Genomic DNA, 25,392 nt, shown 5'->3' on the forward strand with positions numbered 1-25,392 from the left:
AATTGCCATATTCCTGTAACAAAACAAAGGTATGTTATGTGTGTAAAATATAAAGAGAAAGAAGGAAAAGTTGTGAAAAAAATTTTGCCAATTGTTGCGTTATTAGGCATGATGAGTTTTGGAGTACAGGAAATGAATGTAAGAGCTGATACTTATCATAAGAGCGATTCAAAAATTAGTTTTTGGGATTCGAAAAGAAAGGGTACTAATTTCATGAATAGTACGTCATTACCTGAAAACTATAAAAGTGCAAAAGAAGCTAATATTGAATATGTTCGTTTAGCACCTGATAAATGGGCGAAAGATAAAGATTTTCTATTTGAAGATAAACCAGATACTTCTGGAAAGGATTTTCTGATAGGTAATTCAGATAACTATCAGGGATTAGTAAAGGAAGATCTAGAAAAATTAAAGGCGGATTTAGATGCCGCACAATCACAAGGAATGAAAGTCGTTCTTACAATGTTATCCTTACCTGGTGATCGATGGCGCCAATTTAATAATAATAAGAATGACGACAGAATATGGGAAGAAGAGAAGTATCAAGAACAAGCAAGTCAATTTTGGAAGGACCTCGCTCTGGAACTAAAAGATCACCCCGCGTTGGTTGGTTATAATATTATAAATGAACCACATCCAGAAACAGCTAAAAATAATAGATATAATGATTTTTGGACGGAAGATTACGAGAAATGGTATGCAAAAGTGGAGGGAACGACAGCGGATTTAAACAGATTTTATCAAAAGGTGATCAATTCCATTCGTGAAGTAGACCAAGAAACACCAGTTATTTTAGATTCAGGTTTATATGCTACTCCATGGGCCTTTAAATACTTAAAGCCAGTAAAGGATAAAAAAACGCTTTACGCATTTCATATGTATGAACCATATGAATTAACGAGTCAAGGTGAAAAGAAAAATAAAGAATATCAATATCCAGGATTAGTAAAAGTAGGAGACTTAGAGAAACCTGTAATGTGGAATAAGCAGGGATTAGAGAAGTTTTTGAAGCCAATCCAACAATGGTCTAAGAAAAATCATGTACCATCTAATCGAATTATTGCAGAGGAGTTTGGAATTAACCGTACTGTTCCAGGTGCTACCCAATACATGCAAGATCTTATTTCTATCTTTAACCAAAAAGGATGGCATAAATCATTCTATGCATTCCGTGAAGACACATGGACAGGGATGAATTATGAATTGGGAACAGGAAAATTAAAATGGGATGAAGAGGGTAAACCGATGCGTCAAGATAATTCACTCTGGGATGTAATAAAAAAAGATTTACAAATACATAAATAGTTTAGAATGTTAGGCTTAAGGACTAAATGTAAGCATCTAATTCAAATAGAATTAGATGCTTTTTATTTAATAAATGTTTAAGTGCAATAGATTTGAGAAAAAAGAAACAGAATAGTAGGGTATTTGTTGATAAATCCTCTCAAATATTACAATGTTTTACATATTTGGTATGATGTATATGAGTTCTATATATATTAAGGGAGGAATGGGAATGAAAAGGTTTATAACACGTGCAAGAGGTAATACAATCTCAAAAAATTTAGTTTTAATGGTGTTGTCGATGGTTTTAATGATATTGATGATTACACCATCCAATGATGTATCTGCAGCCAACCTATCAAAAGCAGCTACATTAAAAGGCGTGAATTTATTTAATGGAAGTTGGACAGTTGCTATACAGGCAGCAAATTTACAATATGTTTCTGCTGAGCCTTTAGGAAATGTAACAGCTAATCGTAATGCAGTTAATGAATGGGAGAAATTCGAATTAATTCCGACTGGAGAATTATATACGTACGCTTTAAAAGCCAAAAGTAATGGGAAGTATGTTTCGTTTGAGCCAAATGGTAGAGTAGTAGCGGATCGTACATCAATTGGGGCATGGGAAAAGTTTATCTTATATAATGGTGGAGACAATAGGATATATGTATTACAAGCACTCAGTAATGGCAGGTATATATCAGCAAATGGTGGTAGAGAATTAACAGCTACTAGTTATGCAGCTGGAAGCTGGGAAAGATTTGTTATTGTATACTTCTAAACTTTAAAGTGTTATATGTCTAAATGATAATGGCATGTTTAGTATGTATGAATTCCTAATACAATAAAGTGTTAAGTATTTAATACAAGTGTATATTAATGTTTAAAGGGCTGCAGGTAATCAGCAGTCCTTTTTGCATGTTAAATAAGGACTTACTGAGGTTATAATGAGAAGAAAAAGAACCCTATAGGGTTCTTTTTCAAGGCATATTAACAGTAAGGAGAATCATGAAATGCTACTTCAAATCTTTATTAGGGGAAAGATTTTGAAAAAGCTTAACATATATCTATTTTCATATAAATGTAATATATAGTAAATTGATAATGTTTATACTTACTATTACTAATATTCAATTAAAACATTTAACACTATGTATATAGTGTTAAATGGCGCTTAGTACAGTATACATTTAGAAATCTAATAGTAGATTTCATTTGTTAAAAAAGGTAATAGATATATTATTTCAAATTCTAACTAACATTTAAACGATTTAAATTGAAATTGGTTGTGTATTACCTCTGATAAGCCAGTAAAAGTAAATAAAATAAACAAAGACCCTGTAAAAAATACAGGGCCGGATACAGGGTTAAGGGAACACATAGTTTCTTAGAATCATAATAGCATATATTCTTTGTATAGCTGCATGAGGATTTTGACAGAATTAAGAACAAGACAGAAAATCTGTAAGAAAGCAAATATAGTGCTGGAAATTTGATTTCAAATTAAACTATAGGCATATCGAAATAGGTGAAAATGCTTAAGTACTGTGATTAAATTGCCTTTAAAGATGAGGTTTAGATTAGAGGGGTAAGTGGATCTTACTGAAAAGGAAAAATGTTTTTTAGATGAAAAGAAGAAAAGGCACCTTTTGGGTGTCTTTTCTTTAGATAAACAGTTCACATATTGCTGAATTAGATACGAAACCATAATTCGACTACGAAGCAAATCCTAACATAATCTGAACAGAAAAAAATGTAATATTACATTTTTAGTTTTTAATTATTTTATTCAATATAGAGAAGCAACATAAATATAAGGGCATGCAGTCGTATCTGCAGCCCTTATTAGGAGGAATTCAAGACACCATAAGGACACGTATTGGTAAACAGGTTCAAAAATAGTATATGTGAAAAGAAAAAGTCCTATACCAAAAGTAGACAGGATCTTATCTTTTTTACATTTTCAAAAAGGATACATGAAAATGGCAGACAACTATTTTGTTGCCTGCCGGTGCCAGTGGGTTGAATGAGTTAGTCAATTCAATAAATTGTGCTACCCCATTACCAGAAGAGTGAAGCCGCTAGTTCAAACGGCTTAGACATAGTTTGCCTAATAAAGAAAAAATTATGAGTAGAGATTTTGTTTGCTCTATATGAAAAGATAAATAGATATTCATCAGACAAGGATAATTTAGCATACCTTGAATAGGGTGAAGGAACGAATTAAAGAAAAGGATTTTTGTTTAGGAAGGGACTGACTCAGGAGTGGGACTTTCGGACAGGATTTGGGGAGCAGTGATTGCCTTTGGCATTGCGACTAATATCGTTGCTTGTATGATGGCAGTATACATTCAAAAATATGAGCTAATGATAAATCATCTTACAAATATTTTATTTTTAATAATTATCTCTTTAACGTATATTAAGATGAAAATTAACAAATGGGTGGCTTTAGGATTTACATTTGTTGTAATAGAGAAAGGTATTAAGGCGGGATATGACTTCTACACACATGATTATTATGGTGTCAGTTGGAGTTTAGCTATCATTGTCTATTGCATATACGAGATGGAAAAGTATCGTAGTGAAATAAATGAATAGCCGCAAACATAACGTATTAGTAGACGGAATTTTTAAAAAATAATATAAAAAAGACACTACAAGAGTATCTTTTTTTTGAAAATACTCTATAATTAACTTTGGGGAAGGTAATGTTAGAGTATTCGTTTAGCATTATCTTTATATTTGATAAACCATGAAATCGAAAGATTTTGTGGTTTATTTTATGAACAATAGATATTACAGTATTGGCAGTGAGCTATTGATCATTATAAGCATTAGGAGAGAAGGGATTAAAAGTCTAACATCGAATAACGGTTCCGGAATATAGTGTTGCGAAATGATCTCCCATATCCCAAACGGTACTTGCCTGTATATAGCCCTTAAAGCCTTCTGAAGAATAATAAATCTCTTTTGGTATACTTTCTTTAGTTTGGAAATGTGCTTTAGAGTACTTTACATAATGGTTTTTAATAACTTTTGATTCGGGAACAATAGTGTTTTTTTGTTCCAATGTTGGCCTAGCACTAGAAGGTGGTATGAATTTTACAGTGTCTTGGTATTTAGGATCTAAGGTGTCAGCTTGTACACTGTGCGACGAAACAAAGGTACTTAAACTACTTCCCGCGATTAAAGTTGCAAATGCTAACTTTGAGAATTTTGTTAATCTACTCATTTTATAATCTCCTTCTTATTATTTTGTAAGGTATCTCCTTACACCTCACAGTCTATATCCACTACAAAAGGGTGTACATACATATTGATAGACAAAATTCTACAAAATACCTCATGTTTTTTGGGGTGTGTATAATAATCCAATGTTTAATAATTTATCAGAAGTAAAAAAGTAGATGTTATATAAAAGAAAATGAATAATTTATGCAGGGAATGTATATAAAATTATTGTTTAAATATTCTAAAATGAGTTGATAAAGATGTGGAATTGTTTTTTAGAAAATAAATGATTCAAAAGGTTAAATTTGGAGTTTCAATTCCCTTTTTAAGTTTATTTTTATAATATTATTTACATGTGTGGATAATTAAGATTTAAATATAAAATGTCTAAAGATTTTTTGAACCAGCAAACATTTAAAATATAAAAAAGTGAGAAAAATGATAAACATTCTTCTCACTTTCATCAATTAGGGCGGCATATACATAAATATGCGTCTGGGTAGATTTTCGGATGAAAAATCCACATGCATAGTATAACAAAAAAATTAAGGTTTTTCGCATGTAATATTGCATATAAGAAATAGTAAAGTTTTAAATTTTAATATTAAAAACTTATATATACATGTTACAATGTAATTCTCTAATTTATTTTATTCTCCTATTTAGAATTTATGGTTTAGTGATTCAATAATACAAAAGTGGTTGTAATAAGTAGATAAATCAATGAAGTAATACAGTTAGAATGGTTAAAAGGCAGTTAAATATAATTATTAAAGGAATAAATTTACTTAGTTATGTTTTGTGAATTTATTATGGTAAGGATTTCATCTGATTGGAATAGCGCTAAACTAAATTTTTATCCAAACGAATCCAATAATTATTTTCAAAATGAAGTATATGTTTCATCCAGTTTATATGGAATAATTCGTAGTCTAATAATTGCTAAATCTAGAAAAATAACATATTCAAAAGGAGGATAGATAAAACTCTACCTGTGAAATTTAAATCGCTAAATTATAAAGTTTCAATAATGGGATGTAATTATAGTTCCGTTTCGAATGGTACCATAAATGAATGTGGAAAAATAAAGGAGAAAAATTCAAATAAACTATATCAGTAGTAAAAGTGAAAAGGAGAAGTATCTAGTGTTAAATATAAAAGAAAGAATTGGACAAATAAAGCTTAAAACGAAGTTGTCTATGGCATTTATCGCCATATTAATTATACCTAGTCTTATCGTAGGAGTATCATCTTATAATAAGGCAAAAACAGATCTTAATGAAACAATCCTACAATCAGCAAAAGATAACGTAAGTATCTTAGATAAGATTGTAGATGATGAATTAGAAAATAAGCATACAGATGTAACCCATTTTGCAAAGATACTTACACAAGGTGATTATAATCCTGAACAATCGCAAAATGTACAGAGTAAATTTGATCAATATATACAGTTACATCCAGAGATAGAAACGATTTATACGGCATCCAGTAACAATCAATTTATTCATGCACCTGTTGGCAAGATACCAGAAGGGTTTAATCCATTAGAAAGTAGTTGGTATAAGGATGCAGTAAAAGCAAATGGAGAGATTATTGTTTCATCTCCATATAAATCAAAGGCTACAGGAAATATGGTAATTGCAATTGCAAAGCAAAATGCAGATAAAAGTGGTGTCATTGGCTTAGATTTGAATATTACAGATATCGTAAAAACATCCAAAATGATAAAAATTGGAAAGCAAGGATTTGTATCAATAGTTAGTCAAGATAAAACTATAGTTGTTCATCCATCACTAAAGCCTGGAGAGAAATTAGAGAAAACTTTAGCGGATGAATTGTACAAGACAGAAGATGGAGTAATTACTTATAGCCTCAATGGCGAAGATAGAAACATAAGCTTTAAGACAAACAAAAAAACAGGTTGGAAAATAGCAGGCGTAATGCCTATGAAAGAAATTGAAGAAGCTACCAATCCTATTTTTTATAAAACGCTCACTATAATAGGGGCTTCATTATTGTTAGGTGGAATTGTAATTTTATTCATACTTAGATCTATTATTAATCCATTAAGACAATTAGTTATTTCAGCTCAAAAAATTAGTCAGGGAGATTTAACCGAGAAAATAGATATTCGTTCAAAAGATGAACTTGGTCAATTAGGTGGTAGTTTCAATACAATGGCAGAGTCGTTACGTACTATTATTTCTCGAATTAACACATCTGCAGGACATGTAGCGGCGTCTTCTGAGGAACTAACTGCTAGTGTAGAGCAAGCAAGTGTTGCGACAGAGCAAATTACAAAAGAGATGGAAGAAATCTCGAACAGTGCAGAGGTTCAAAATAATGAAGTTGAGTCTGGAGCTGAATTAATTGGTGAGGTAACACGTAATATTCAATATGTAGCTGAGAATGCTTCTGAAGTATCGACTTCCTCCATATACACTAAACAAAAAGCCAATGAAGGAGAAAAATTAGTAGAACAAACTGTAACACAAATGCAGTCTATCCATCACTCTGTTTCTCAATCAGATAATGTCATAAAATTATTAGATAAGAAATCACAGCAAATTGGCAGTATATTAGAAGCGATTCAAAATATTGCGGAACAAACAAATTTATTAGCATTAAATGCAGCGATTGAAGCAGCTAGAGCAGGAGAACAGGGACGAGGGTTTGCAATTGTTGCGGATGAAGTTAGGAAGCTAGCAGAGCAATCATCCGAATCTTCGATGGAAATTGGAAGTTTAATTAAGGAAATACAAGCAGACGTACATGAGACTGTAAAAGCTATGAATGAAGTAGGAGTAGAAGTACAGTCGGGAATTAAGGTTGCGAATGATACAAAACTAAGTTTTTATGAAATTTCAAAATCTGCAAAAGATATTGTATCAAAAGTGCATGGTATGGTAGAACTATCAAATAAAATGACAACTGATGCAATGAAAGTCGATACATCGATTGATCAAATAGCTATGGCTGTAAAAGAGAATTCGTCAAGTATGCAAACGATAGCTGGTTCATCTGAGGAACAACATGCTTCTATGGAAGAGATAAATTCTTCAGCAATACAATTAGCACAGATGGCGGAAGAACTTCAAGAGTTAATTGGTGGATTTAAGATTTAAGTTGAGATTATAGGAGAGAATGCTAGAATCTTGTTACAGAGTGGAAATGAAAAATCTTATAACATAGTAAATAAGTAGAATATATACTCTCTATGCGTATTGAACAGGCAGATAAGCCATTTAAAAACCCTCCATTTGGAGGGTTTTTAAATACATTTATATTAAATTTGTGGTGGTGCACCACCATAATCGCCAACACTATATGAAGGAGTAGGATAATGCCCATGAGTAGCAAGCTGATCTGTTTTAGAAAACTGAGAAATTCCCACCATTAACGTCCCAATGAAAGCAATGCCCGATAATAATAAATTGATTTTTTTCATTATTTTAATACTCCTTTTTCGATTAATTTTCGTCTTGCTTGATAACAAATATGGAAATAGTCACTTACTTTTTTGTGGTTCTCTAATTGTCTACATTTTGTGGCAAATAATTCAGCGTATTCGACAACATATTCCCATAACTCTTCTTTCTCAAAGTATAAGATTCCTTCTTGAATGATTTTTTCTAATTCTTCCAATGGAATGTTTTCGTTTAATCTTTTTAAAATAAAGAAGTGATGTAGATATTCTTCGTTATGGATTTCTCTGCAGATCTTTAATCCCTTAACAATGAGTTTGCTAGCCGTTGATTGTTCTCCTAATTTATAATGTTCCTTAGCTTGTAGGAAGATAGCCTTGAAGTGTGTAGGGATTTTCTCTGTTACTTCTGAAAGGTGACGAATAGCTAAAGTAGACATACTTTGATCAGAGTACAGCCATCCCATAGTACTTTTTACGTATAACAAAGAATCTTCTTCCTTATTCTTTTGTAGTAAATCAATTGCACTTTGTAAATATTCTTCAGCTTGTTCGTACTGTTTTAAATAGATGCAGCAACCACCTAACAAACTATTACAAAATGCTGTTTTTACTTCATAGCCTTCATACTTTGAAAAGATTGCTCTTGATTTATTTGCGTATTCGATAGAAGCAAGCATGTTATAGGTATGATGATAAAAAGTAGCAATTCTATAGTAGAATTCAGCCTGTTCAAGTTCATCTGGTATGTCTACTAATATCTTTTCTGCCAGTTTATAATGTTCCTCTGCCTCAGTATAATTTGATATAAAAGTGGAATGAATGGATTTAAAAAAGTGATAATAGAAGCGTAGAAAATGGTCTGCAGGCATATCATAGTCGCTAATGGCATCAAAGCTATTTTGTTGAATACCTAGGCTATCTGTTAAGACATTGTAACGGAATTCAAGTAGTGAGTAATATAATAACAAATTTTGATCTTGATGTTCTTGATTTGGCTCAGTGCTTAATTTACTGATTTTTTCATCAATTTTCTTTTTTAGATTAGTAGCTTTTATAACTTGTTGAGATAGCATAGATCGATACCAGTCGTTCAATAGAGCGGTTAACTGCTCATTTCCTTTTACTGAGACACTCATAATATACGCCCCCATCCTATAGAAATATCCTAATCTTATTTAATTGTAACTATCATAGCAAAATAGAAGAAAAAATGGAGTGATTTTACAATATTTTTCAAGAAAATTCATAAAAAAAAATCAATTTATGTCGAATGTACTTAGAATAAAACATTCGAAAATTACCAAAATATGATATGAGTCTTCATACGTACTATCAGGTGAACCAAGAAACTATGAATGAAGATTTAAGAAAAAAAGAATCCTTAGATAAAAAAAGAAAACTCTATTGGTTAGTATTTAACCAGTAGAGTTTTCTTTGAATTAGTATCTTTTAGGTAATAATTATTGATGAGGAAAATTCCACTGAGAAATGCTTTTAAATATAAGAATGGTACTATTCTAAGTACTTTTCCACAAAGTGAGAGGGATATGATGAAATAGGGGGGCCCATTTTAAAGTAGGATAAATTATTTTTTTGAAATTGGTATACAGTTCTTTAATAAATACAGTTTTTGCAATATGTCTTTATCTATAGGATGAAGCATGGAATCTGTCATTATGAAATAATTGTGATGATAGATAAATACTTTTCCTTCCGGTAGGATCGTGTGATTAGATATATTCGGATAAATAGGTGATCCATCTAAAAATTGATTTAAACTATGTTGTGAAACTTTAATAATATCTTGAATCGAAAATTTAAATTTGCGAAATGCTATGGTGTTAATAAATGGACGTTTTTGATTATTTTCTATATAAAATTAAATTTGGTATAACTTTTACAAGCTGATTAAACAAGTTTGTTCCTCCTAAATTAATTAAACTTCACATTTCTGTAGCAATTTCTATATATTCTTCCTTTATTCTTAAAAATATATGATCACTGTATTACTGTAAGCTAATTAAATTTCGATAAGAGAAAAATTGATTTCTTAAACGTTCCGCTGGTTTATAAAAATGTTTAATCATTTTCAGTACGCGTTATTGAATATTAGTACCTGATAGTTGATGTTTCGAGTAGTCAGGGATTTTCCAGTTCTGGTGCAAAAACTTAAAGGTAATTAAGAATAATTTCTAAAAAGGAGACATAATGATACTATTGTTCTAAAAAGGTTCGTGGTTGGTAGCGAATATAAAAAATCAGTTCAAATTTTATACAAAAGCACCCAAAAGGGTGCCTTTTGTACCTCTTAAAATGACTTAAGATGCGTTTACTTGAGTTTATTAGGTAGTTAGGGGTTGATAGACTATCTTTAACGAAAATGTTGATCAATTCCATTTTATTATAAATAAATATATATAAATGAAATATGTAATTTTGCATCATCAATTCTTTTCTTATCCTATACCCAAGACAAGTTTACAATTCTCATATACATTGCATATGGTGCAGGATCAGAAGCAAATAAACAATTTGTTCATGCAGAATTATGGGAAACGAGAGATTGCGAGAAATTCAAACGTAGCTATGATAAATACTTTGAGTTATTAGCTAAAATTCTTCGTGATCTTGGATTATCAGTAAAAGGATAATGGACCCTCTACTATATAACAGCAAATGAAGCTTATGTGTTTGTGAAGTGAAAAAACAAGAGCCGTCCTTAATCAATTTGACAGTTCTTGATTTTGTAAAATTTTAATAACTATTTCTAACTCTATATTCTGCATTAAACAATAAAAATTATCACCAGATTGTTTATTATCTATAAGACATTCAATTGTTTGAAGAATATGTCCCTTCACAAATAAGGTACCTTTGTCTATTACAATTTCTTTTGAATTCGAATTTGCTCTCTCTGTTCTTTTTAGTAACAATAATTTACTTTCAGTTAAAATAACATCTTGTGAAATGTTTTGAAAACCTATAATCCTCTTCTTAAAATCTATCACTTCTTGTAAGCTAATTTCTGTTTTATATCTACCCAATTCAATTGGTAATTCACCTGTTATATAGTTCTCATATTCTATTTCTTTTTTCTTTACTATGAAATTGTGTATAGGAACCCACGATGATTTTACTTTATTTATTCTTGGAATATCACTCGTATTTTTCTTTATATTCAATTCGAAAAGAATTCTATTTTCAAAAACCTTAGAAGAAACCATTTTACAATACGGCTCTTCATAATAATAATTTGAGGTAGCTATCAATTGTGTCTCTAATTCACGAAATTCATTATTAATATTGTTATTTTCAAATTGAAACACTTCTTGCCTTCTTTCACTCAAAATAGGATTTGTCAAAAAATTCGTTACTTCTGACACAACAGAAAACGGCGTTTTTACCACCATGGAATTTATTCTATTACTTTGCCTCGTTTCAGAAAATACTTTCTCTTTCTCTTTCTCTTTTTCTGTTTCTTTTTTTTGTTTTTTCTTTGAAATTAATTGCTCATTTAAATTATTAATCTTATAAATTTTATGTCCCATATTATTACCAGACCATGGCTGATTCATCAGTAAAACACATCCCATCCGATGAATTTATAAATAAATCCATATCAGTTATATACACTCATTGTTAATATTATGTATGTTTTATCAAAACAGAAAAGACATTATCTTCTATAAAGAAGATAATGTCTTTTTCTATTTATTAAACAATACCAGCTCGTACTTGTTGTACTTGTAATACTTTTAGTGTAAGATCTAACACAATCTTTTCACGTAAAGCATCAAATGTTGCCTCTAACGTTGTTGGGCATGGAGAAAAATCTAATTCATAAAAATTAGCACTGATTATCTCAACAGTAGGTTGCTCATTATAAACTACATGATTTTCGAAGAAATATTTATCCAAACGAGGTAAATCGCCATCCTTAGGATTAATAAAATGAGAGGCTGTATCTGAAGAAGCTGCAATTAAAGGTAAAGTGAAAAAATCACCTTCTGTTAAATCTGCAAATCCAGAAAAAGGAACATTAGCAATACGATCATATAAAGCTGCATTACATTCACCAGATGCATATTCAATATTTTTACGAATATAACCTGATACAAATAATTTTGCTCTTGTAACACGACGATAAGGCGTACCTTCTACTGGAGTAAATGCTACAGGAACTAATTTACCTTGTGTTAAATATACATTTTTTAAAACACGTTTAATTTCAGATGCTGGTGGATCTAATGGAACATCTGCTTCTACAACAATTTGAAGTGTTCTCTCCGCTAAAACTACTGGAACTTTTATTATAGGATTTACCGTAACAATAGGTTCTGCTGGTGCATTAGATAAAGGTGTTTGTGTTTGACTGAAAATTGGACACGGAGCAATAATTGGACACGGTTCATTTGACATTTGATAATTTTCCCCCTTAAAATAAATCTGAATTTTATACGTTCGCAATTATATTATGTATTTTTTCTAGTGATGAGTGGGTTTTTATGGTAGTCTTTTTAATCATTCTGTTTCTTGAATGTGGATTCAAATGGTAGCATGTATGTTTTCTCCTATTAATACGATGTATAAAATGAAGCCTCATGAAATGAAAAGGTATTTTTAGAATAAAAAAACATAGAAAAATAATAGTACTTCATTTTTTCATACATACCAAATACAAAGAAACTTGAAGAGTTAGCGGGAAAGTATGATATGTTTGTGAAGGAAAATATAATAGAAGAAATATAAAAAATTTGCTAACAAGTTTGCAAACAACTGGCTAACACACATACGAAACAGATATAAAATATCTCTGATATGTCGCCTGAAAAAACAGACTTAATCAAATAGATAAGACACGTAAATTATTAAAGGCTTAATGGATAATGGAACCATGCAGAGTAAATTGGGGGAATACTAGCTATTCAAGTTTCTCTTATTCAATAATGAGATGATGAAATTTCACGTACCGAATATAGAGATAAAAACTAAATTTAAGCAATAGGGGATTTTAATAAAACTACTTCAACTGCTAATTATAATTACGATGAACGGTATGCTGTTATTGATAATGTAACAACAAGTACCTTTTATGTAGGTTCAAAGACAAGTAAAGCCTATCCTCAACCTCGTGTTGGTATTAATGAATACGAAGCACCTATATGGTATCTAGAAAATTCTAACCCGACGCTTGAAGGAAACTATGGAATTGTTTATGATTTTCAATTTAAAAATGCGGCAGGAAAGAAAATTAGAATTAAGCCTGGAATTATATCAGATAATGATAAGTCAACCGATCCAGAGAAATTCCCGCCACTAGCATTTTTTTCACAAGTAACGTACTGGACTTCAGGAACTTGGAAAAGTACAACCAAATTAACTAAACCTGATCAATATCATTATATAACTATTCCAGCAGATCAACATGTGAAATTTATATTACCAGATGGTAATAATGGCAATAACCTTTTTGAAATTATAGAATAATGTTTTGGAAGTTAGAATTAAATAAATAGACAGAGTCATATTGTTGATGCCAATTTAAATAAAAATGTAAGAGAATAAAAAAATCGTCAGTTGCTTTTTAAAAGCGCTGACGATTTTTTGTATAGTCTCATAGCTAGACTTAATTATTAAAAGCTAAATAAATTTCTATATAGTGTAAAATTAAAGAAATTAAATAGGAATTGGGGACTATAGTTGTTTTAAAGGGATTGAGGTGGATCTAATTTCATTGAATCTATCATAACTTTAATATTTTTCGAATTACCTTTAACAGATAGTTTGACTTTTTCAATTTCCAATGTTTTTGAAAAATCTTCATTTCCTATTGAACCAATTAACTGATCTAATTCATTAGTCCATGTAATGTTAGCAGCTTGAATCATTGCCTTAATCGTAGGTATATCTGCGCAGCCAGTATACATAATCCCATCAATTACTTTTCCGTTTTCTCCTAACATGACACTTACCCATTTCATATCTTGATCTGATTTATCTACTTCTTTAGGGTAATAAAACCTATATGTATTGGATTGCTTTTCTAGTTCAAGATTAAATGGAAGAATTTCAATACCTTGTGTAGATACAGTACTCTTAATTTTATTATAGTTTTTTAAATATTCTTCTGCTGTCATATGTTTAAGTGCAACTTTTTCTTTTACATCCACTGGTTCTTTTTCGGGTGCTTCTATTTTGTTGAGAGTATCTTTGTGTTCTATATCTGTGCAACCTAAAAGGCTAGCCGCTATCAGAAAGGTTCCTAGTATAAGTATTTTCTTCGGCATAAAAATCTCTCCTTAAGTGATATGGGAAAAATGCCGAAAGAGTTGATATCCTTAACAATTTCGGCATTTTTCAAGTTTCGATAATTAAATTTTTTTATAACGAAAAAGAATCACTTATATGATCTAATTGATTTAAGAAAGAACAGTACAATTAGTCCTGAAATAAATAATAAGACCCCATTTATTAATAAGATTAATGGTGGACCATAAATGTCAGCGAAAAATGAGGAAATTGCTAAAGCGACTGGTGATGCAATACTCGTAAGAGAACCAAGTGTTCCAAAAGTCCTTCCCTGTAACTCAGGATCTACCTCAACTTTAATAATCACATTGACAAGCAATGTACAAAATGAAAAAAGTATTCCTAAGAGGAGAATTAATGGTACTGCATAAAGAACAGATGGAGCAAAAGATAGCCCTACAAAGATTGGAGCTAGTAAAACCATACTAAGGATTATCCACCAACCCCGTCGATGTAACTTATTATCAAAAAAGATAATAATGCCTGCGCCTAACATATAACCTATTGGAATGCTAGATTCAATTATCCCAAATTCAATCGGATTTGCCTTCCACACTTTTACAGACATTACTTGAATAAGCATTAATGAAGCAGTGAAAAATGTGATTAAAGTAGGCGAGAGTATAATAACAGATTTAGCAAAAGGGTTCTGCCATATATACTTGAAGCCTGCAACAAGGTCCTCTTGAAATGAATTTTTGATTCCTGTTTTTTTTGTAGAATTAGGAAACTTTCCACTTAACAACACTAAAATAGCGGATAACATAAAAGTAACTGCGTCAACTGAGATAGCAATGCTACCACCAAATGCTGCAACTACAACGCCCCCTATAGCTAGCCCCGAAATACGAGATACATTATCTGCTACATTTAATACTCCAGTAGCTTGTTGAACTTTGTCTTTTCCTACAATATCAACTAAGGAAGCATGGAATGCAGGAGACTGAAATAATCCTGCACAAGAAGTAAGAGCGGTTAAGATAATAATAAGTATAAAGGGGGTACCGGGTATTGCAATACAAAATGCGATACTTAGTATTAAAAGACTTCTTATTATATCTGTTATCCACATTAGTTTTCTGCGATCTACCCTATCTGCAACAGTACCTGCAATGGAAGAAAACAACATGCTCATGACCATATGAGTTATGGCAATTGTAGACATTAATTTGGCACTTCCTGTTGCTTGTAGTACCCAAAGGTTTAAAGCAATACTGTGAAATGAATTTCCGAACATTGATAAGGTATAACCTGTAAATACAAAAGTAAATGTACGATTTTTCCATAATGTCTTTTTCGAAGAAGCAGCAAGAGCGGAATCTAATTCGACCTGTTGTTGCATAGTATTGTCACCTCACAAATTTAAGTAACTCATTTATAAAAATTTGTTTGCAAACTAATGGTGATGAACTTTAGTAATCGAGTTAATTAGACGATTAATGAAATGGAATCTCATTGTAAAAGAACTATATTAATATAAGATATTGTTATTTTGAGGTAAAAATGGTAGGTATGAAATGGATTTAAGTACATAAATGTTTGAAAAATAAAAAACAATATAAATTAACCATAGAAATCTTAGAATGTAAGTGGATTTACATTGTTATGAAATTAAATTACTAGAAAATATCTACTAATGGCATTATCAAATTTGTAGAAGTAAATCTTTAATTTATAAAGAAAATTTTAATTAGCATTTAGGAAGGAATATTTTAACTGTACAATAATGTTTTAATTTTTATATAAGATTTTTACAAATAAAATATTTCTCCAGATTATTTTGAAATTTCTTTACAGCTTTTCCCTAGGTTTTTAATATTTGTAAGAGCGGAAGCTATATTTATATTTTATAGTTTATTTTGGAATATAAGATTGGTATTAGTAGTATAAATAGTATTTTTATTAATAATCTAGTATTTATTTTTAATACTCCTCTCCGCATAAAGTTTTACCAAATATTTTCAGGTGAATATTACCAAATAAAAAATGTTTTGTCTATGTATTTTATTGGGGCTATATTTTGTAAGCATAATTCTATGTAAGAATTTTCTATATTTATCCTCCCCATATAATGACATTTTTTCCCTTACTTCGACATAAATCAAATGGTACAGTTTATAGGACAAATATAGAACCCACTTGTAGACATTATTTTGTATGAAAAACTGAGTCGAAACATGAGTTACTAGTTAGGGGGCGAAATATATTTTAACTATTTTTCAAATAGTACTTAAGGGTAGAGTGCTAAACGTTTGAAAATAGCTGGTAAATGCTTCTATGGGATGGAGGTTGTCATTTGAAAGAAAAAGATAAGCTTAAGGTGAATAGGAACAACGTTAATTTTTCTAAAGATATAATATATCAAATTGTAACGGACAGATTCCATAATGGATGCCCATCATATAATCCCAAAGGGGGATTATACGATGAATCTAGGAAAAATAAAAAGAAATACTTTGGTGGAGATTGGATAGGGATTATTGAAAAATTAAATACAAATTATTTTACTGAACTAGGTGTGACGTCATTATGGATATCTCAACCAGTAGAAAATATCTTTACTCCAATAAATGATTTGGTAGGAAGTACTTCATATCATGGATATTGGGCTCGTGATTTTAAAAGAACAAATCCTTTTTTTGGGACATTTGAAGACTTTCAAACCTTAATAACAACCGCTCATGCAAAAGATATAAAAATTATTATGGATTTTGCACCTAATCACACTTCGCCTGCATTACATGATGATGCGACCTATGCTGAAAATGGTAGATTATATGATAATGGATTATTACTTGGTGGATACGATAATGATTACAATCATTATTTTCATCATAATGGTGGGACGGATTTTGAAGAATATGAAGATGGAGTGTATCGTAATTTATTTGATCTTGCAGATCTAAATCACCAAAATATAGCTATTGATTTGTATTTTAAAGAAGCTATTAAACTATGGTTAGACCAAGGAATAGATGGTATACGAGTTGACGCAGTAAAACACATGTCATATGGCTGGCAAAAAAGTTGGCTAAATTCAATCTATAATTATAGACCAGTATTTATTTTTGGTGAATGGTATATCAATCCGAATGAGTATGACCATAGAAATGTTCATTTTGCAAATAATAGTGGTATGAGTTTATTAGACTTTAGTTTTGCTCATAAAGTACGTGAAGTTTTTCGAGATGGAATGGATTCCATGCATGGGTTACACAAAATGGTTGAAGAAACATATCAAATTTATAATGATGTAAATAATCTTGTTACTTTTATTGATAATCATGATATGGACCGTTTTCACATTAATGGACAAAGTAAACGTAGAATAGAACAATCATTAGCATTCTTGTTAACTTCAAGGGGAATACCTTCTGTATACTATGGTACAGAGCAGTATATGGTTGGAAATGGAGATCCGAACAATCGTGGTCAAATGAAATCTTTTGATGTGAATACAGATAACTTTAAGATAATACAATCTTTATCTTCGCTTCGTAGTTTAAATTATGCACTTCCATATGGAAATACCAAAGAAAGATATATAACGGATGATATTTATGTATATGAAAGGTACTTTGGAAGTGATGTGGTATTAATAGCGTTGAATCGAAATTTAACAGAAGGATATGAAATAAAAGATGTTAAAACAATTCTTCCTTCTAGAAAGTATAAGGACATATTGGATGGCCTTTTAGATGGTGAAGCAATTAGAGTTGAAAATAATAATATAGATTCATTATGGCTTGGACCTGGGTCAGTACATGTTTGGCACCATAAAGGAGTAAATAGTATACCTTTAATAGGAACTGTGGGACATAAAATGACAACAGTGGGTCAAATAATTTGTATTGAAGGATGTGGCTTTACTTCTAAAAAAGGATCAGTATTATTTGAGGAAAAAGAGGCGGAAGTTGTTTCATGGTCACATACTAGTATAAAAGTAAAAGTTCCAGCAGTGAACGATGGTAAATATGAAATTACTGTTGTAACAGATACAGGAACTAGGAGTAATATCTATAAACATGTAGAGGTCTTCAATACAAAGCAAGTTTGTATTCGATTTGTTATTGAAAATGGATATGAAATACCAGAGAGTGAAGTTTTTATAATGGGGAACACATATTCATTAGGGAATATGAATCCTTGCAAGGCAGTAGGGCCATTTTTTAATCAAATAATGTATCAATTTCCTACGGGTTATCTTGATATAAGTGTTCCGGCTGATACCTTGCTTGAATTTAAATTTATTAGAAAGATCAATAAAACACTATTGATTGAAGGCGGAGAGAATCATAAGTATCGGACCCCAAGTTTTGGAACTGGAGAAGTGGTTGTAAAGTGGCAAACTGCAGAAAAAACTATCTTGGTGGAGTCTTAACTATATGGGTCTACTTTTTTACAATTGTAATTAAAATCGGGGGGTTCATTCTGGTAGCTAAAACAAAAGCTTATACAGAAAAATTCTCTTAAAAGTTAATAAAGGATACGATTTTAAAGAAAAAACTAGAAAAGAACTGTATTAATGATAGTGAAAAATAGAAAATTGGAGGTTACTATGGAACGAACTTCTAAAGTGATTACGATTGAAAATTTTCATTCTGAAATACTTGAGAATAGTAGGAAACTATTTATATATTTACCACCTGGTTATGAAAGCAATTCGTACCAAAAGTATCCTGTATTATATATGCATGCTGGGCAGCGCTTGTTTGAGCCAGTAATAAAAAATGATGAATCATGGAATGTCCACAAGACGACTGATATGCTAATCTATGAAGGGAAAATTCAAGAGATAATAATAGTAGGTATAGCACATAAAAGAATCATAGAAAATAATGAGTTTTGTCATTTCATTTCACCAGATAAACATATAGAATGCTCAGGGTTATTATATGAAAAATTTATAATCAATGAGGTGAAACCTTACATTGATGAAAATTTTAGAACATTGACTAATGCTGAAAATACAGCTCTAATAGGGTCATCAGCAGGTGGTTTATCAACTTATAATATTGGTTTCCGCAATCCTGAAGTGTTTGGGAAAATTGGGATGTTATCTCCATTCTTTGTGAAAGTTGAAGATGATCATTCGGAATTAAAATTATATGAAATGTATGAAGGAAAAAAAGACTTAAAAATATGGATGGATATAGGTAGTGCGGAAGGTTTTTTCTTGGTAAAACATGTGAGAGATATTGCAGAAACCTTATTGGAAAATGGTTACAAATATAGAGATGATTTAATTTTTTATCAGGATCCAAATGGTGCACATTTTGAGAAAGACTGGGGAGAACGTATGCATCTACCATTAATATATTTCTTTGGAGATGTTGGCAATATAGTTAATGTTATATTAGATGGTCGAGATGTAGTTGGATTAACTGGAATGAAAGTGAAAATTAATCCAATTGTTACGTACGATAGTGGTTTTGAAATGAGTGTTTTAGATGGTGTATTTTTAGTTGATAACCCAGACGTGCTAGAGGTTATGGGGGATGGAACAATTATACCTAAGAAAATAGGAGAAGCCGAAGTTACCTTTGTGACACAAGGTGTAAAAGGAATACCTAAAAAATATAAGGTAATAGAAACATTATCAGAATTTGTAGATGTTTCTGTAACAGTCGAAGTACCTGAAAATACACCAGTTGGTGAACGAATTTATATGAGTGTAGGCATGATACTAGATAGAATAGAAAAAAATCGTTTTGCAGGGAATTTTAAAGTGCCAAGGGACCTTGAATGCAGGTTTAAGTTTTCAAGAGGCTTTAGACTCTTTGAAGTGGATAAATTAGGACAACCTATTCCAAATAGAAAATTTAAAGCTACTAAGGACTTACAGTTGAATTATACTGTTGAGAACTGGATAGGGCTGTAAAAAAATAAATATGGGGTGAGTGCTGTAGTGAAAATGAAAGAATTAATTCCAACTTTTGATGTCCCTTATTATTATTCATGCTATATACCAATTCTTCACGATAAATTAAAAAGTATGGGTAGCGTTAGTTACATGAGTTTAATAGCGAATGAAGAGTTATATAGTATACCATCATATCGTATGGATACTATCACATCGATACCTTCTGTAGCAAGATATACACAGTTGTTAGAATATAATCAAACATTTCGTATGGAGAAACATGTATATTCTAATTTCGAAAAGGGGCTTCAATATATAAAAGAATGTTTGAATCGTCAAGAAGTATTTATTGCCTTAGGAAGCACCTTTTTTCTACCATATAGTAATGATTATTTGAACCCCAAATTTATAAAAAGTCATATAGATGTCCATACGGATAAATATGTTACAGACCATTACCTCGCAATTAACAAACTTACAGAAGATAAAGTATTTGTTCAAGATCCAGTTCCTAATAAATTTATGGGTGAGATATCAATGGAGGAGTTCCATTCTTTTTGGAAAGGAGGAAAAGCTATACCTGAATTGGCTCAAGCAAAAGGTATAGAAAGGATTTCACCTTACTCATCAATTGATGTAATTATACAAGAAAAAATAAGCATGGAAAATCTTAGAGATATTTTTTTAAGAACACTAAAAAAAATATCAAGTGAGTATGTTCGAGGTTTAGTTATGCAAAAAAACAATAAGATATATTATTTTGGTAAGATTGCAGCCCTGGAACTTAAAGAAAATATAAATGAAGATTTTCATAAACAAAGAAATATGTTTCCTTTGTATTTGAAATGTTTATTTGATATGAGATGGAGTAGATATTTTTTATATGACTTACTTATAGACATGAATGAGTTATTTGAAGATAAATTTATTCATGTTACTAGTGAGTTAATGGATATAAAACAATCATGGGAAAGACTGTATAAGATTGCACATATTAAATTATTAAAAAAAGATAGTAACTTAAATGATCTCGAATCTTTTAATTTGATAATGATGGATATTATTAATAGAGAGTGTGTCTTACATGAGAATATTTTATTTCTTCTGCAACATAATTATAGCCTTCAGTCTTGATAGGGAAAAGATAATTGAGAGAAGTAGAGTAAGGCTACTATGTACACTTACGAACCTTACCAGTAGTTGAATAAGTGTATTCAATGTTCATGTTATACAGTACTACAGTTGCTGAAAGGAACTCTTCATAGTAAAAAGATGATTCATAAAAAGGAGTGTATTTACTTGGAAGATACAAATAAAGAAAAAATTATTCAAATCGTATTGTGCTGTGTTGAAGAAGTGAATGAAAATCTTGAAAATAAAATTGATCTTGAAAAAGGAGTGAAAGCACATCTTTATGATTGGGAAGGGTATTTAGATTCGTTAGGATTGGTATCTTTACTGGTAAGTATTGAACAAGGCTTGGAAGACGAATTGGGTTTATCGGTTGATTTGGTTAATTTAGATACAATGTCGCAACATAATAGCCCATTCAAAACAATAGAAACATTAGTTGCGTATATTTTAGAATGCCAGGAACAATTAAAATCACTGACATGACAAAATATTAAAGGAGAAAATTTAAAAGGAGGTTAGGTATGCATATTGATTTTTTATTTGAAAGATTTGAAATGAATAAAGAATGCGAAGCTATTGTTTGGGAGGATAAAACTTACACATATGAGTGGTTTCTAAATCAAATAAAGATTTATACAAGGGAGTTAAATGAACATAGAAAGATGGATTATACAATAGTCTCTTTGGAAGCGGATTATTCTCCATACTCTATAGCAATGTTTTTAGCACTTATTGAATTAGGATGTACTGTAGTACCGATATTAAATTCATTGGTTGACAGTAAGAAGAAAGAATACTATGAAATAGTTGAATTAGAAAATGTAATTAAAGTTGAAAGGGCAAGCTTTGAAATAATCAATATACAAAGGGATTACATTCAAAATGAATTATTATTACAACTGAAAAAGTTAAAACATCCAGGATTAGTATTGTTTTCATCTGGTACAACCGGACGTAGTAAAGCAATTGTACATGATTTTACATTACTTCAAAAGAAGTACAGTGTCGCAAGGAGTGCAAAACGTGTTATACCATTTATGTTATTTGATCACATTGGGGGAGTTAATACTATCTTCCAAATTATTTCCAGCTCAGGGTGTTTGGTAATTATTGATGATCGTACCCCTAATCGAGTATGTAACATGATTGAGAAACATCAAGTACAAGCTCTACCCGCATCACCAACTTTTATAAATTTACTTATACTGAGTGAGGTTTATAAAAAGTATAATTTAAATAGTTTGCAGACTATTTCTTATGGATCAGAAGTTATGCCTGAGGCTACACTAAGTAAAATAAACGAAATATTCCCTCATGTTAAAATTACACAAATGTATGGGTTGTCAGAATATGGAGTTTTATATTCACAATCTAAATCGAATGATTCTTTGTGGATCAAACTAAGCGATAAGAATATTGAGTCAAGAGTAGTGGATGGAATGTTGCAGATCAAATCAATGTCTACAATGATTGGCTATATTAATGCTCCAAGTCCATTTACTCAAGATGGCTGGCTTATGACAGGAGATATGGTGGAAGTAGATGAAGATTATATTAAAATTTTAGGAAGAAAATCAGAGATTATAAATATTGGCGGAGAAAAAGTATTTCCAGCTGAAGTTGAAAATGTAATACAGGTAATGGATGGAGTAGAGGAGGTTGCTGTTGTTGGTGAAAAAAATGCAATCACAGGGCAAATGGTTAAGGCTGTGGTTAAATTAAGTACAAATGAAAGTGTAAGTGAATTTAGAAAGCGATTAAGAGAGTTCTGTAAAGATAAACTACCATTATATAAGATTCCACAGAAAGTGGTATTAACAACTGAGAAAATGCATACAGAGCGTTTTAAAAAAGATAAGAAGGTATTTATGTAACCAAAAGTTGAAGTCCTTTTATACAATAATTTAAAAGTAAATTATAAATCCCTTATATTTTGAAAAAACTTTTTCAAAATATAAGGGATTCTTTTTATTTTTTTCGGATCTAAATTGAGTAATTCATATAAATAAGCTTCTTCGCAAAATAAAAATTTACGTGTTAAGGAGAAACTTTATGTTTATAGAGTTTGTTGTTGTTTATTATTACGATTCGATAGGAGTTTATCTAATGATATAGGTTGGCTGTTATTTACTACAAAAAATAAAGAAACAGCCAATAATAATAAATCAAATTCATACCCTCCTATAAATCCTTGATCAAATTTCACAGTAATAATAGCTCCGGCTATAAGGAAAGAAAATAAGGTTGAAATAATTCGTGTACCAAGCCCCAGAATAACTAAAATTCCACCCACTAGTTCAAGAATTGCTACTGGATATGCAAGCCAATCGAATATTCCTAGGCTGTTGAAGAAATTTTCCGTATTATGAATGCCATCTTGAAATTTTGTGAGTCCATGAGCAAAAAAAGTTAACCCTAATACTAATCTAATAATGAAAAAACTTAAATCATTTTTGTTTGACAATTGATTTTCCCCCATTCAGTGATTTTGAAGTACGATTAGCCATAGATTTTTCCGTTTTCTTATTCTATTGATCTATATATGATATAGAATCAAAAAACAGTATATTTTTTTTGTTTTTCAACTTTACTACTTGATCACTTTTTGTTTATAGGAATAAGGTTCTATCCCTTTAATATCCATTTCAATATCCTGAAGTACTGTATTGTTAATCGATCCTTCAATTACTCCAAATGTTTTATTTAGGATGTGACCGGCACTTTTAAACCCAACATAATGTCCACGAACCATACGTGGAAAACATGCACCTAACATGCCTTGTACTGTTATAATTGATTGGAAATGTAGAACCTCAGTAATTAATGTTCCTATCATTGCTATTTTGATTTTACTATTTGGAGGCACTTTAATAGAATGTTCAATTGAAGGAGAGATATGAATTGATTTTGAATTACTTTCGCCTACAAAAGTTGAAATATTAAATTCATTACCCGATTGAAATTTACCTGCAATGATGAGATCTGATTTTAAAGTTAAACCTGTAATAGATTTCGAAGTCCAAGATTGTATATTTACCCATTGTTCTTCTATGGTCACTACAATCTCTTTTTCTTCATTATTAGGATTACATACAAATTGTTCCTTTAGGGTTATTTCATTTATTGAAGGTTTTTCAGGATCTCGAAATATAAAAGGTCCCAGCATTTTATAACAAGCATGATCATAACGTTCAGTAATAGCAGGCTTATTATGAATTGGAAACGTCTCATTATTTACTGCAATTTCATCAGGAAGTATTCCATAAAGATCTTTAAACGCATCCATTATGGAGTCGGTAGTTGAATCTAATGAATCTAGATCTGAAAAAGATAATTTTTCTTGTATAATCATACTAATGCTCCTTACCTATTTGTGTATTTTATTTGTTTGATCGTGGTTAAAAGACAATTAAAATATGAAGCAGAGATAAACTAATAGTTTGACAGATAGAATAATTAATAACTTTTGAGAATAAATTCCATTTTATGCTGTGGGATTCCTATCAATTAATACTCGTTAAAAATTTATAAAGATTTGATTGAATTTTAGGAAAATAGAGGTTGTTATTGAAAATCTAACTAAGGATAAAGTTATGGAACACATCAATAAACGGGTTATTAAGGATGGGGAATAATGGGTAAATAGCAGAGAAATGAATACGAACGAAAGAAAATCTTGTGGATGATAAAGAATTCAAGAGCTAGGGGTGTAAATAACAGCACAGATAAGGTTGAAGAAACGCACAAAAGGTTTACCTATATCAGCCTTTAGCTAAATGATAAAAGCCCTGCAGGGGATGCAGGGCAAGACTAAGGGTATTGAAGAATTGTCGATTCTAAAAGTAAAGGACTTCTTGGAATGTTTTAAGTTTAACACGTAATATATTAAAATGTTATATAAAGATGTTACAGAAATATGAATATAAAAACTCTGAAAAATATTATGAAAAAGTTGATAATCCATTGAAGCTATAAGGGATTATGTTTGCAATGATGTCTTTATAGAGATAATAGGGCAGGCTTTTGTTTGTATTAATATTCGGGAATCTAGTAGAATTCCCCACCTAATAGGCAGGTTCCTGGGGATTACGAAGCGTGAAAGCATCGAAAAAAGCCCGTACAGAAGCACAGGCCGGTT

Annotated in this window: 18 protein-coding genes and 2 pseudogenes; 10 read left to right on the top strand and 10 right to left on the bottom strand. The window is 30.7% G+C overall.

What is annotated here, in order from left to right; translation table 11 throughout:
- The first annotated feature begins 36 nt into the window (after positions 1-36).
- The 3 genes from ACTJJY_RS27885 (at position 37) to ACTJJY_RS27895 (ending at position 3,885) form a co-directional block, all read left to right on the top strand.
- Positions 37-1,305 carry a glycoside hydrolase family 5 protein gene (locus ACTJJY_RS27885; protein ID WP_440607119.1) on the top strand — a complete coding sequence of 423 codons (1,269 nt, stop codon included), beginning with the start codon at positions 37-39 and terminating at the stop codon, positions 1,303-1,305.
- A 211-nt stretch (positions 1,306-1,516) separates the two neighbouring features.
- A complete protein-coding gene (locus ACTJJY_RS27890) occupies positions 1,517-2,065 on the top strand; it encodes a fascin domain-containing protein (protein WP_440607095.1) in 549 nt (182 codons plus the stop codon).
- 1,484 nt (positions 2,066-3,549) lie between these two features.
- Positions 3,550-3,885, top strand: coding sequence for a hypothetical protein (locus ACTJJY_RS27895; protein WP_440607096.1), 336 nt, complete (start codon positions 3,550-3,552; stop codon positions 3,883-3,885).
- 259 nt (positions 3,886-4,144) lie between these two features.
- Here ACTJJY_RS27895 and ACTJJY_RS27900 read toward each other — a convergent pair whose 3' ends face one another.
- Positions 4,145-4,519, bottom strand: coding sequence for a hypothetical protein (locus ACTJJY_RS27900; protein WP_440607097.1), 375 nt, complete (start codon positions 4,517-4,519; stop codon positions 4,145-4,147).
- Positions 4,520-5,663: 1,144 nt separating this feature from the next.
- Here ACTJJY_RS27900 and ACTJJY_RS27905 point away from each other — a divergent pair.
- Positions 5,664-7,646, top strand: coding sequence for a methyl-accepting chemotaxis protein (locus ACTJJY_RS27905; RefSeq protein WP_440607098.1), 1,983 nt, complete (start codon positions 5,664-5,666; stop codon positions 7,644-7,646).
- Positions 7,647-7,807: 161 nt separating this feature from the next.
- On the opposite strand, the gene ACTJJY_RS27910 is transcribed toward ACTJJY_RS27905, so the two are convergent.
- The 3 genes and pseudogenes from ACTJJY_RS27910 to ACTJJY_RS27920 form a co-directional block, all read right to left on the bottom strand.
- The gene (locus ACTJJY_RS27910; RefSeq protein ID WP_440607099.1) at positions 7,808-7,969 is read right to left on the bottom strand and encodes a Phr family secreted Rap phosphatase inhibitor; all 162 of its coding nucleotides are present in this window, start codon (positions 7,967-7,969) and stop codon (positions 7,808-7,810) included.
- The gene (locus tag ACTJJY_RS27915) at positions 7,969-9,084 is read right to left on the bottom strand and encodes a tetratricopeptide repeat protein (protein ID WP_440607100.1); all 1,116 of its coding nucleotides are present in this window, start codon (positions 9,082-9,084) and stop codon (positions 7,969-7,971) included. The genes ACTJJY_RS27910 and ACTJJY_RS27915 overlap by 1 nt, the downstream gene beginning before the upstream one ends.
- A gap of 376 nt (positions 9,085-9,460) precedes the next feature.
- A pseudogene (locus ACTJJY_RS27920) lies at positions 9,461-9,827 on the bottom strand (glycosyltransferase family 2 protein); the annotation flags it as partial.
- A gap of 613 nt (positions 9,828-10,440) precedes the next feature.
- Between ACTJJY_RS27920 and ACTJJY_RS27925 the strand changes: the two are divergent.
- Positions 10,441-10,593, top strand: a pseudogene (locus ACTJJY_RS27925) (N-acetylmuramoyl-L-alanine amidase); the annotation flags it as partial.
- Positions 10,594-10,671: 78 nt separating this feature from the next.
- Here the strand turns inward: ACTJJY_RS27925 and ACTJJY_RS27930 are convergent.
- The 4 genes from ACTJJY_RS27930 to ACTJJY_RS27945 all read right to left on the bottom strand — a co-directional run bounded on the left by ACTJJY_RS27930 (position 10,672) and on the right by ACTJJY_RS27945 (position 15,599).
- Entirely contained in the window at positions 10,672-11,523 is an 852-nt protein-coding gene (locus tag ACTJJY_RS27930) for a DUF7852 domain-containing protein (RefSeq protein WP_440607101.1), read from the bottom strand.
- Between the two features lie 139 nt (positions 11,524-11,662).
- Positions 11,663-12,367: a CsxC family protein gene (locus tag ACTJJY_RS27935; RefSeq protein ID WP_440607102.1), complete on the bottom strand. Its 705-nt coding sequence runs from the start codon at positions 12,365-12,367 to the stop codon at positions 11,663-11,665.
- Between the two features lie 1,286 nt (positions 12,368-13,653).
- Positions 13,654-14,235, bottom strand: coding sequence for a hypothetical protein (locus ACTJJY_RS27940; RefSeq protein ID WP_440607103.1), 582 nt, complete (start codon positions 14,233-14,235; stop codon positions 13,654-13,656).
- A 110-nt stretch (positions 14,236-14,345) separates the two neighbouring features.
- Positions 14,346-15,599: an MFS transporter gene (locus ACTJJY_RS27945; RefSeq protein ID WP_267379845.1), complete on the bottom strand. Its 1,254-nt coding sequence runs from the start codon at positions 15,597-15,599 to the stop codon at positions 14,346-14,348.
- Positions 15,600-16,553: 954 nt separating this feature from the next.
- On the opposite strand from ACTJJY_RS27945, the gene ACTJJY_RS27950 reads away from it, so the two are divergent.
- From ACTJJY_RS27950 to ACTJJY_RS27970, 5 genes are all read left to right on the top strand, one after another.
- The gene (locus tag ACTJJY_RS27950) at positions 16,554-18,638 is read left to right on the top strand and encodes an alpha-amylase family glycosyl hydrolase (RefSeq protein WP_440607104.1); all 2,085 of its coding nucleotides are present in this window, start codon (positions 16,554-16,556) and stop codon (positions 18,636-18,638) included.
- Between the two features lie 177 nt (positions 18,639-18,815).
- Positions 18,816-20,138: an alpha/beta hydrolase gene (locus ACTJJY_RS27955; RefSeq protein ID WP_440607105.1), complete on the top strand. Its 1,323-nt coding sequence runs from the start codon at positions 18,816-18,818 to the stop codon at positions 20,136-20,138.
- Between the two features lie 27 nt (positions 20,139-20,165).
- A complete protein-coding gene (locus ACTJJY_RS27960; RefSeq protein ID WP_086407499.1) occupies positions 20,166-21,254 on the top strand; it encodes a hypothetical protein in 1,089 nt (362 codons plus the stop codon).
- A 165-nt stretch (positions 21,255-21,419) separates the two neighbouring features.
- Complete coding sequence (locus ACTJJY_RS27965) at positions 21,420-21,737, top strand: hypothetical protein (protein WP_000390268.1); 318 nt, start codon at positions 21,420-21,422, stop codon at positions 21,735-21,737.
- A 38-nt stretch (positions 21,738-21,775) separates the two neighbouring features.
- Entirely contained in the window at positions 21,776-23,128 is a 1,353-nt protein-coding gene (locus ACTJJY_RS27970; RefSeq protein ID WP_440607106.1) for an ANL family adenylate-forming protein, read from the top strand.
- Between the two features lie 182 nt (positions 23,129-23,310).
- Here the strand turns inward: ACTJJY_RS27970 and ACTJJY_RS27975 are convergent, their stop codons facing one another.
- Together ACTJJY_RS27975 and ACTJJY_RS27980 are read right to left on the bottom strand one after the other, a co-directional pair.
- A complete protein-coding gene (locus tag ACTJJY_RS27975) occupies positions 23,311-23,733 on the bottom strand; it encodes a DoxX family protein (RefSeq protein WP_440607107.1) in 423 nt (140 codons plus the stop codon).
- 111 nt (positions 23,734-23,844) lie between these two features.
- Positions 23,845-24,606 carry a hydralysin-2 gene (locus ACTJJY_RS27980; protein ID WP_078994697.1) on the bottom strand — a complete coding sequence of 254 codons (762 nt, stop codon included), beginning with the start codon at positions 24,604-24,606 and terminating at the stop codon, positions 23,845-23,847.
- Between the last annotated feature and the right edge of the window lie 786 nt (positions 24,607-25,392).

Origin of the sequence: Bacillus sp. 22475, from assembly GCF_052044835.1 — a bacterium.
Lineage (GTDB): Bacteria > Bacillota > Bacilli > Bacillales > Bacillaceae_G > Bacillus_A > Bacillus_A cereus.

Bases quoted from the DNA above. Each gene is read 5' to 3' on its own strand.
- ACTJJY_RS27970 (WP_440607106.1), top strand. From the start codon at position 21,776: ATGCATATTGATTTTTTATTTGAAAGATTTGAAATGAATAAAGAATGC.
- ACTJJY_RS27890 (WP_440607095.1), top strand. From the start codon at position 1,517: ATGAAAAGGTTTATAACACGTGCAAGAGGTAATACAATCTCAAAAAAT.
- ACTJJY_RS27915 (WP_440607100.1), bottom strand. From the start codon at position 9,084: ATGAGTGTCTCAGTAAAAGGAAATGAGCAGTTAACCGCTCTATTGAAC.
- ACTJJY_RS27975 (WP_440607107.1), bottom strand. From the start codon at position 23,733: ATGGGGGAAAATCAATTGTCAAACAAAAATGATTTAAGTTTTTTCATT.
- ACTJJY_RS27940 (WP_440607103.1), bottom strand. From the start codon at position 14,235: ATGCCGAAGAAAATACTTATACTAGGAACCTTTCTGATAGCGGCTAGC.
- ACTJJY_RS27980 (WP_078994697.1), bottom strand. From the start codon at position 24,606: ATGATTATACAAGAAAAATTATCTTTTTCAGATCTAGATTCATTAGAT.
- ACTJJY_RS27945 (WP_267379845.1), bottom strand. From the start codon at position 15,599: ATGCAACAACAGGTCGAATTAGATTCCGCTCTTGCTGCTTCTTCGAAA.
- ACTJJY_RS27935 (WP_440607102.1), bottom strand. From the start codon at position 12,367: ATGTCAAATGAACCGTGTCCAATTATTGCTCCGTGTCCAATTTTCAGT.
- ACTJJY_RS27910 (WP_440607099.1), bottom strand. From the start codon at position 7,969: ATGAAAAAAATCAATTTATTATTATCGGGCATTGCTTTCATTGGGACG.
- ACTJJY_RS27900 (WP_440607097.1), bottom strand. From the start codon at position 4,519: ATGAGTAGATTAACAAAATTCTCAAAGTTAGCATTTGCAACTTTAATC.
- ACTJJY_RS27885 (WP_440607119.1), top strand. From the start codon at position 37: ATGTGTGTAAAATATAAAGAGAAAGAAGGAAAAGTTGTGAAAAAAATT.
- ACTJJY_RS27930 (WP_440607101.1), bottom strand. From the start codon at position 11,523: ATGAATCAGCCATGGTCTGGTAATAATATGGGACATAAAATTTATAAG.
- ACTJJY_RS27955 (WP_440607105.1), top strand. From the start codon at position 18,816: ATGGAACGAACTTCTAAAGTGATTACGATTGAAAATTTTCATTCTGAA.